Annotated in this window: 8 protein-coding genes; 6 read left to right on the top strand and 2 right to left on the bottom strand. The window is 70.6% G+C overall.

Annotated features, from left to right (window positions below):
* Window positions 1-520: 520 nt before the first annotated feature.
* The 4 genes from AAHZ94_RS21570 (at window position 521) to AAHZ94_RS21555 (ending at window position 2,392) form a co-directional block, all read left to right on the top strand.
* Window positions 521-706: a hypothetical protein gene (locus AAHZ94_RS21570; RefSeq protein WP_349994623.1), complete on the top strand. Its 186-nt coding sequence runs from the start codon at window positions 521-523 to the stop codon at window positions 704-706.
* A gap of 266 nt (window positions 707-972) precedes the next feature.
* Window positions 973-1,368 carry a BlaI/MecI/CopY family transcriptional regulator gene (locus AAHZ94_RS21565; protein WP_349994622.1) on the top strand — a complete coding sequence of 132 codons (396 nt, stop codon included), beginning with the start codon at window positions 973-975 and terminating at the stop codon, window positions 1,366-1,368.
* A gap of 9 nt (window positions 1,369-1,377) precedes the next feature.
* Window positions 1,378-1,896, top strand: coding sequence for an amino-acid N-acetyltransferase (locus AAHZ94_RS21560; protein ID WP_349994621.1), 519 nt, complete (start codon window positions 1,378-1,380; stop codon window positions 1,894-1,896).
* Window positions 1,897-2,056: 160 nt separating this feature from the next.
* Window positions 2,057-2,392 carry a histone-like nucleoid-structuring protein Lsr2 gene (locus tag AAHZ94_RS21555; protein WP_349994620.1) on the top strand — a complete coding sequence of 112 codons (336 nt, stop codon included), beginning with the start codon at window positions 2,057-2,059 and terminating at the stop codon, window positions 2,390-2,392.
* Here the strand turns inward: AAHZ94_RS21555 and AAHZ94_RS21550 are convergent.
* Complete coding sequence (locus AAHZ94_RS21550) at window positions 2,323-2,967, bottom strand: SCO3374 family protein (protein WP_349994619.1); 645 nt, start codon at window positions 2,965-2,967, stop codon at window positions 2,323-2,325. The two genes, AAHZ94_RS21555 and AAHZ94_RS21550, sit on opposite strands and share 70 nt — an antisense overlap.
* Window positions 2,968-3,585: 618 nt before the next feature.
* Between AAHZ94_RS21550 and AAHZ94_RS21545 the strand changes: the two genes are divergently transcribed.
* The gene (locus AAHZ94_RS21545) at window positions 3,586-6,111 is read left to right on the top strand and encodes an ATP-dependent Clp protease ATP-binding subunit (RefSeq protein WP_349994618.1); all 2,526 of its coding nucleotides are present in this window, start codon (window positions 3,586-3,588) and stop codon (window positions 6,109-6,111) included.
* A gap of 386 nt (window positions 6,112-6,497) precedes the next feature.
* Here AAHZ94_RS21545 and AAHZ94_RS21540 read toward each other — a convergent pair whose 3' ends face one another.
* Entirely contained in the window at window positions 6,498-8,645 is a 2,148-nt protein-coding gene (locus AAHZ94_RS21540) for an NACHT domain-containing protein (protein ID WP_349994617.1), read from the bottom strand.
* A 477-nt stretch (window positions 8,646-9,122) separates the two neighbouring features.
* On the opposite strand from AAHZ94_RS21540, the gene AAHZ94_RS21535 reads away from it, so the two are divergent.
* A partial coding sequence (locus tag AAHZ94_RS21535) for a hypothetical protein (protein ID WP_349994616.1) occupies window positions 9,123-9,325 on the top strand: 203 nt, incomplete at its 3' end.

Raw genomic sequence — 9,325 nt, 5'->3', positions numbered from 1 at the left:
CCCCCCCCCCCCCCCCCCCCCCCCCGGGCCGGGGGCCGACCCCCCCCCGGCGGGGGCGCGGCGCCCCGCGCGGGGCACGGGCCCCGCCGAGCGCCCCGCCACCACCCGGGGCCCCGCCGCGCCGCGCCGCCCCGTGCCCACCCCCGGCGAGGTCTTCCCCCGCAAGCGGCCCGCCCCCGAGCCCACCCAGGCGCCCCCGGCCGACGACCGAGACCCCGCTGAATCCACTGACCCCGCTCAATCCACTGAATTCTCTGGGTTCTCTGGGTCCGCCGGGCGCTCAGGAAACTCCAGGCGCTCAGGGCGCTCTGAGCACTCGGGGGTTTCCCGGTTCCCGCACCTGACGGCCCGCTCGGCCTGACCACCCGCTCGCCCGGCCGGCGGATCGCCCCGGGCCGGCGGAACGTTCCGCGTGGTGGGGCCGCCCGGCCCCTTCGCCCCCGTTTCGCCGGCCCCTGTCACGGCCGCCAGGAGGTCACCGCGTAACCTGGTGCCCTCAGGCACAGGGAGGCCGACACTCATGGATTACGTCTCCGCGCTGGTCCCGCCCGTCGTGATGGCCGTGGCCTTTATCGCGCTGATCAAGACCATCGTGAAGAGCCAGGGCGGCGCCAATAAGAGCAAGGAGGACGCCGCGGTGGATTCCGTTCTGGCATCCGCCGAGCGGACCCGCCAGGACGGCGTGCCGGGCGAACAGGGCGCCTGAGCCGACCGGCCGCGCCGCGCCGCATTCCGGCGCCGACCGGGCCGCCGCCGTACCCATTCGGTGCCGGCCACACCGCCGGCACCCTTTTCGGCACCGACCCGCCGCCCGTACCCATTCGGCGCCGGCAGGTCGCGGCCGAAATCGGGAGGTGCCCACGGTCGCCGGACCCAGCAGGGACGCATGAACCGCCGCCAATGGCCGGATCATGCGTCCTTTTCTCTGCCCATTAACCGGGCAAATGGGACATCTGCCACTATTATTCGGGTGTGCCTCGGCCATTGGGAGAGTTGGAAGACGCCGTGATGACGCGGGTGTGGAAGTGGAACCGCCCGGTCACCGTCCGAGAAGTCTTGGAAGACCTTCAGCAGGAACGCTCGATCGCGTACACGACCGTCATGACGGTAATGGACAACCTTCATCAGAAGGGTTGGGTCAGGCGGGAAGCAGAAGGCCGTGCCTATCGATATGAAGCCGTCTCCACCCGCGCCGCCTACGCCGCCGCACTCATGAACGAAGCGTGGTCCGCTAGTGACAACCCGGCGGCGGCCCTCGTGGCGTTCTTCGGGATGATGTCCGAAGGCCAGCGGGAAGCGCTCCGTGATGCCATGCGGGTGGTACAACTCGACGAGCCCGGCGACACCGCGGGTGAAGCAGGGCGATAGCGTCCGGCCATGTCCCCACTATCAAAAGCCGTCACCGTCCGCCGGGCCCGCACCACCGATGTTCGTGCCGTACGACGTCTCATCGACGCGTACGTGGGTGAGCGCATCCTGCTCGACAAAGCGACCGTGACGCTTTACGAGGACATCCAGGAGTTCTGGGTGGCCGAGCGGGACGAGGACGGTGAGGTCATTGGCTGTGGCGCGCTCCATGTGATGTGGGAAGACCTGGCCGAGGTGCGCACCCTGGCGGTCCATCCGGAGCTCATGGGTTGCGGTGTGGGGCACCAAGTACTGGACAAGCTGTTGCAGACGGCGCGATGGCTCGGGGTTCGGCGAATTTTCTGCCTCACCTTCGAAGTCGAGTTCTTCAGCAAGCACGGCTTCGTAGAGATCGGGGAGACGCCGGTCGACGGCGATGTCTACAGCGAGCTGCTGCGTTCCTATGATGAGGGCGTCGCGGAGTTCCTTGGCCTCGAACGGGTGAAGCCGAACACCCTTGGCAACAGTCGGATGCTTCTGCAACTGTGATCGCCGGCCCCTATGTCCGAATCGCTCACCTATCACATAGCTCCGCGACGGAGTGTTCCCACGCGGATGCGTAGCTGAACCTTCCCAGGGGGTTTGTGTTTTCTCGGGAAAAGCGGTTTGCTAATGCCTCGTAATCCCTTATCCGTGAAAGGAATCCTCAATGGCACAGAAGGTTCAGGTCCTTCTTGTTGATGACCTCGACGGTGGCGAGGCCGACGAGACCGTGACGTTCGCGCTCGATGGCAAGACGTACGAGATCGACCTCACCACGGCCAACGCGGACAAGCTCCGCTCCGCCCTTGAGCCGTACACCAAGAGCGGTCGTCGTACGGGGGGTCGTGCCGCCGGTGGTCGCGGTCGCGTGCGCACGGGTGCGAGCAGCAGCCAGGACACGGCGAAGATCCGCGCCTGGGCGAAGGAGAACGGTTACGAGGTCAACGACCGCGGTCGCGTTCCGGCGACGGTGCGCGAGGCGTACGAGAAGGCCAACGGCTGAGACCGGCCCGCCCTCTTGCGCCGCACGTGCAGCAGCCGGGCCCGGTGGCATTCCGTCGCCGCGACGCTGACCAGCCGGACCAGGTCCGGGGCGTCGGTGTCGCTCTGAAAGCCGTCCCTTCCCGTTCCGTCGGGAAGGCCGTGGACCCCTCGGGCTCCCTCCCCGTGCCGGAGGCCGAGGGACGGCAATCCCCCTCTCGTTCCGCACCCCGGCCTCGGAGGCCGCACCCACGCGGCGGTCCCTCGCGAGCCGCGCCCCCCGAGGGCCACGGGGGCGGGTGCGGTCATCCGACCGCCCGCGCCGAGTGCGGTCATCTCCAGCGGCACGCCGCCCCAGTCGAGCCAGTCGAGCAGCCCCGGCAGTTCGTCGGCGCCGCCCGGGGCGATGAGGAAGCGCACCTTCCCCCGGTGGACGGCCACCGGGCCGGTGCGCGGCACCCGGCGCAACGTCGCGTACCCCGCGGCGGCCGGCACCTCCACCACATCGAAGAGCAGCCCGGTCAGCAACTGGACCGGGCCCTTGCATGCCGGGTCGGTGGGCCAGCCCAACTCGCGCTCGTACCACTCGCGCACCACCTGCCACGGCGCGCGCGGACGCGGCCCGCTCCGGGACGTACGGGGCGCACGGGGTCGGGGCGGCAGCGGCAGGCGGGAGAGTCCGGTGGGGCCGGGAAGCCGTGGGAGTCGGGGGAGCCGGGGGAGTGGTGTCGCGTCCGGGCCGTATGGGGTCATGTCCGGGGCAACCCCAGCCGGGATCGAGGGGTTACGCTCGGTTGACGCGACATGGCTGTGCGTGTCCGACCTTGGGTGTGCGGGGAGCGGTTGAGGCTCTTCGGCGGCGCGAGGTTGTTCGCCCGTAGCGGATGGAAGCGGCTCACGCGGCATGGAGTGTCAGTGCGTGAGGGTAAAACAGTCCTAGTGGGAAGGGGCGGCCCGGCAGTCGGGGCAAGGGCGCGTTCGCCATCGGCGTAGTGGCGGTATGCGTAAGTGCTTGGCCTGCGGGAACATCGTCTCGCACCATCGGGTTGGAGCAGGTGTCGGCTGTTCGGGGCAGGAATCCTCGCCACCGGTACGGGGGGAGATCCCGGGTGTCGGCAGTTGGAATGAGCGGTCCCTGCTTGCGGGACTAAGCTGCGGAAGGACAGGGAGGGGATCGTCCCCGATCTTTCTGACCGCTCTGAGGAGCGATTAACGATGTTCGAGAGGTTCACCGACCGTGCGCGGCGGGTTGTCGTCCTGGCTCAGGAAGAAGCCCGGATGCTCAACCACAACTACATCGGCACCGAGCACATCCTCCTGGGCCTGATCCACGAGGGTGAGGGTGTCGCCGCTAAGGCCCTGGAGAGCCTCGGGATTTCGCTCGAGGCGGTCCGGCAGCAGGTGGAGGAGATCATCGGTCAGGGCCAGCAGGCCCCGTCCGGCCACATCCCCTTCACCCCCCGAGCCAAGAAGGTCCTGGAGCTCTCGCTCCGCGAGGCCCTTCAGCTCGGCCACAACTACATCGGTACGGAGCACATCCTGCTCGGCCTGATCCGCGAGGGCGAGGGCGTCGCAGCCCAGGTCCTCGTGAAGCTCGGCGCCGATCTGAACCGGGTGCGGCAGCAGGTCATCCAACTGCTCTCCGGGTACTCCGGGGGCAAGGAAGCCGCCACGGCCGGCGGCCCGGCGGAGGGCACGCCCTCCACCTCCCTGGTCCTGGACCAGTTCGGCCGCAACCTCACCCAGGCCGCCCGCGAATCCAAGCTCGACCCGGTCATCGGGCGCGAGAAGGAGATCGAGCGGGTCATGCAGGTGCTTTCGCGCCGCACCAAGAACAACCCGGTCCTCATCGGCGAGCCCGGCGTCGGCAAGACGGCGGTCGTCGAAGGGCTGGCGCAGGCCATCGTCAAGGGCGAGGTTCCCGAGACGCTCAAGGACAAGCACCTGTACACCCTGGACCTGGGTGCGCTGGTCGCCGGTTCGCGTTACCGCGGTGACTTCGAAGAGCGCCTGAAGAAGGTGCTCAAGGAGATTCGTACGCGCGGCGACATCATTCTGTTCATCGACGAGCTGCACACCCTGGTGGGTGCGGGCGCGGCCGAGGGCGCGATTGACGCCGCCAGCATTCTCAAGCCGATGCTGGCCCGCGGTGAGCTCCAGACCATTGGCGCCACCACGCTCGACGAGTACCGCAAGCACCTGGAGAAGGACGCGGCCCTTGAGCGCCGTTTCCAGCCGATCCAGGTCGCGGAGCCGTCGCTGCCGCACACCATCGAAATTCTGAAGGGCCTGCGCGACCGGTACGAGGCGCACCACCGCGTTTCCATTACCGACGCCGCTCTGGTGGCCGCCGCGCAGCTCGCCGACCGCTACATCTCCGACCGCTTCCTGCCGGACAAGGCGATCGACCTCATCGACGAGGCCGGTTCCCGGATGCGCATTCGCCGGATGACCGCACCGCCGGACCTCCGCGAATTCGACGAGAAGATCGCCGACGTGCGCCGCGAGAAGGAGTCCGCGATCGATTCGCAGGACTTCGAGATGGCCGCCGGGCTGCGCGACAAGGAGAAGCAGCTCCTGGCCGCGAAGGCGAAGCGGGAGAAGGAATGGAAGGCCGGCGACATGGATGTCGTCGCCGAGGTGGACGAGGAGCTGATTGCCGAGGTTCTGGCGACGGCCACCGGCATTCCGGTCTTCAAGCTGACCGAGGAGGAGTCCTCCCGGCTGCTGCGGATGGAAGACGAACTGCACAAGCGCGTCATTGGCCAGAAGGACGCCATCAAGGCGCTCTCGCAGGCCATCCGGCGCACCCGGGCGGGGCTCAAGGACCCGAAGCGGCCCGGCGGTTCGTTCATCTTCGCCGGTCCTTCCGGTGTCGGTAAGACCGAGCTGAGCAAGACGCTCGCCGAGTTCCTGTTCGGCGACGAGGACGCGCTCATCTCGCTCGACATGTCGGAGTTCAGCGAGAAGCACACGGTTTCCCGACTCTTCGGCTCGCCCCCCGGATACGTGGGGTACGAGGAGGGCGGTCAGCTCACCGAGAAGGTGCGCCGCAAGCCGTTCTCCGTCGTCCTCTTCGACGAGGTCGAGAAGGCCCACCCGGACATCTTCAACTCGCTGTTGCAGATCCTGGAAGACGGTCGCCTGACCGACTCCCAGGGCCGGGTCGTGGACTTCAAGAACACGGTCATCATCATGACGACCAACCTCGGCACCCGGGACATCTCCAAGGGCTTCAACCTCGGCTTCGCCGCCGCGGGCGACGTCCGCACCGGGTACGAGCGGATGAAGAACAAGGTCAACGAGGAGCTCAAGCAGCACTTCCGGCCCGAGTTCCTCAACCGTGTCGATGACACCGTGGTCTTCCACCAGCTCACCGAGGAAGACATCATCCAGATCGTCGACCTGATGGTGACCAAGGTGGACGAGCGGCTGAAGGACCGCGACATGGGCCTTGAGCTCAGCGCGGACGCCAAGTCGCTGCTCGCCAAGAAGGGTTACGACCCGGTGCTCGGCGCCCGGCCGCTGCGCCGGACGATCCAGCGGGAGATCGAGGACATGCTCTCGGAGAAGATCCTCTTCGGCGAGCTGCGCCCCGGTCACATCGTGGTCGTCGGCGTCGAGGGCGAGGGTGAGGAGAAGAAGTTCACCTTCCGCGGCGAGGAGAAGACGGCGCTGCCCGACACTCCTCCGGTCGAGTCGGCCGCCGGTGGCAGCCCGAACCTGAAGAAGGAAGCGTGATCTGACGCAGCACGCCAGGCCGCTGCCCGGACCGGGCGGCGCACGGCGCGCACTCGGCACGGGGCCCGCCCCCGGGACCGCTTCGGCGGCTCCGGGGGCGGGCCTTTTGCGTGCCCGCTGGCGCGCGGCTGTTGCTGTGCGTCTTCGCCCGCGCGCGGCTGTTCCTGTGCGTACTCGCTCACGCGCACGTGTTCTCGCGAGTGCCCGTTCCTGCACATGTCCGCTCCTGCGCATCCGCTCGTGCGCTGCCGGCTTGGCACGTGCCTGCTTGCGCGTACGCGTTCGTAGCTACCCGGTCCCCGCCTGCGTACATGCGCATATGCGTACGCGCGTACGTGCTCGGCCGGGGACGCCCTGGTGGGCTGCGCCGGTCCGGGGTGACCGGGTCAGTCGTGGATGACCTGGATGCCGGCGGGGACCGCGACGGGCGTTGCGGTGCGGGGGAGTTGCAGGGTGTGCAGGTGGGGGAAGGCACCCAGCCAGTCCAGGGGTTCGGGGCCCGGGTCGTGGGTGAGCCAGAGGTGGCCCAGGGGGCCGGGGGCGAGGCCGGCGACGAGTTGGGCCGGGGTGAACTCGCCGGTGACCTGGACGCACGGCCGGCCGCCGAGCCGGCGCAGCGCGGCCAACTCCTCCGGGCTGGAGACCGGGAACTCCAGGTCGCTCGGGTCGAGGTGGGCGATGATCTCGTCGGCGTAGCGGTCGGTGTCGTACCGCCGCCAGGCCCCGGCGAGTTGGGTGCGTACCGGCCAGGAGGTGCGGTCGCGGAGCCGGGTCAGGTAGTCGATGGCCCGGTCGTCGGCGACCGAGGTGGCGGTGACGGCCAGCCGGTGCGCCTCGGCGTCCGACACGCGGGCCGGGTCGGGCAGCATTTCCAGGACGATCGCCCCGATCCAGCCGAGCGCCCTGGCCCCCTCCAGGGTGGTGGGGCGCATCAGGTCACGGGTGTAGCGGTGGACGCGGGCCCGTACCGCCGGGTCGAGTTCGGTGGCGTGTTCCAGGCAGGCGGCGGCCAGCAGCTTGCGGTGCCGGGCCTCGACCGGCCGGCCGCCCTTGCGCGGCGCGAGCAGGGCCTCAAGGAGGTAGCCGCATTCGTCGGGCCTGGCGAGGGCGACGGCCATCCGGATGACCTCCTCCCAGTCGTCCAGGTGGGCGTGGTCGATGAGGAAGTCGAAGTCGTGCCGCTCGACGGCCGCGCGGGCGCCCAGGTAGTCCTGGAAGGTGCGGTGGACGAAGTCGACGGTGTCCGGCGTGGGTTCGCGGAGCAGCCCGGTCCGGTTGAGCAGGTGCCGGTAGATCTCCTCGGGCCCGCCCTGTTCGGCGGCGTGCGGGATGGCCGGCAGGTGTTGGGCGAGGATGTCGAGCGCCACGCCGCGGTCGATCTCGGAGCGGCCGTTGACCAGCATCCAGTGGGCCAGCTTCTGGAGGAGCTGCACCTTGGGTTCCTGCGGCAGGTCGATGCCGTCGGTGGGGTGCATGGCGCGCTCGCGGTCCCGGCGCTCCAGGAGCATGGAAAGGGCCGCGTCGTACAGCGCCCGCCGCCCGCGCGGCAGATAGCCGCGGCGGTCCCGGTGCAGGGCGCAGAGCAGGCCGCACAGCAGCGGGTTGGTGGCGAGGCGGCCGAGTTCGCGGGTGATCCGGACGGCGCCGAGCAGCGTCTGTTCGTACGCGTCGATGCGGTCGAGGTCGGTCGCGTCCTCGCGGGCCGCGGCGTGCCAGCGCTGGATGAACGCGGCGACGCCCTCGCGGCTGAGCGGGGCGAGCGTGAGCTCGGCGAACCCGTCGTCGGTGAGCCAGCGCTCGGGCACCGCCGAGGGGCGCGAGGTGACCAGGCACACCGTGCCGGGGAAGCGGGCGAGCAGATCGCGTACGGCGTGCCGGAGGCGTTCGCGGTCCGTCTCCGGGGCCTCGTCCACGCCGTCCACCAGCAGCAGGGCGCGCCCGGCGGCCAGCACCCGGTCCGCCCAGCCGGGCGGTTGCGCGCCGGCGCACGGGTGGCGGGCCGCGGCCAGGAACCGGGCCGGCGCGGGGAAGCCGGGACCGCTGCGCCGGCCACGCCCCGGGCCGCCGGAACCGCCCCCTCCGCGGGGCTCGCCGGGTGTGCGGGGCGCGCCCGGGCCGCCTGGTCCTGCCGGACCGGCGTGCTCGCGGGTGAAGCGGCGTACGGGGAGGACGAAGGGGACCCGGCCGCGCAGGGCGTGCAGCGCGTCGGGCAGCGCACCGCGGGCCACCGCGACCGCCAGCCACTGCACGAGGGTCGTCTTGCCGGAGCCGGCGATGCCGCGGAGCAGTACGCGGTGCCGGCCGGCGAGCGCCTGCTCGGCGCGGAGCACGGCGCGCGGCCCGGCCGCCGCGCCGCCCCGGCCGTCGCCCTGCTGCTCGAACTCGGCCTCCAGGCTGAGGTAGGCGGTCTCCAGCGACCAGCGGTCGGGTGAGTGGGCGAGGTCGATGCCGTAGATGGTGAGGTGGTTGTGGCTGGCGACGAGGGAGCGTGCGTACTCCTCCTCGAAGGCGACGTCCGCGGCGTTCGATTCCATGACTTCCCCGGCTCCCCCTGGTGGGTGTGGGTGTGTGCTCGTGGGTGGGGTGGGTGTTGGTTGGGTTGGTCGTTGGGTGGGTGTCCTTCTCAACTGGGGTGTGGGGTGGGTGGGTTGGTGGGCCCGCTGGGTGGTGGATCGGCGGATCGGCGGATCGGTGGGTTGGTGATGAGGACGCGGGGGCGGTGGGGTGTGGTTCGCGCGGTGGTGTTCGTACGGTGGGGGCTCGTGCGTTGTGGGGCCGACTGCCGCGGTGTTCGTACGGTGGGGAACGTGGGTGGCGTGGCGCTCGTGCGGTGCGCTGGGTGGGTGCGGTGCTCGGGGTGCCGGTCGTCGTGGGCACGGTTCTACGGGACGTAGGCCGGGAGGGGAACCGGGTGGGCGTGGCCGGGGTGTGGCGGGTGGCCTGTGGGGTGGGGCCGGTCCGCTGGGTCGGACGGGGCGGGACCCCTCCCGGTCGGGGCTCCCTACGGTGGAGTGGGGCAGGCGCCATCTCGTACGGGTGGCGTCTGTTCCGGCGGGGGGGGGGGGGGGGGGGGGGGGCGGGGGGGGGGGGGGGGGGGGGGGGGGGGGGGGGGGGGGGGGGTGGGTGGGGGGGGGGGGGGGTTGGGGTGGGTGGGGTGGGGGCGGGGGGGGGGGGGGGGTGTGGTTCGCGCGGTGGTGTTCGTACGGTGGGGGCT

It is taken from the genome of Streptomyces sp. HSW2009 (genome assembly GCF_040240285.1).
Classification (GTDB): Bacteria; Actinomycetota; Actinomycetes; order Streptomycetales; family Streptomycetaceae; genus Streptomyces.
This window is presented reverse-complemented; position numbering and strand designations above follow the sequence as displayed.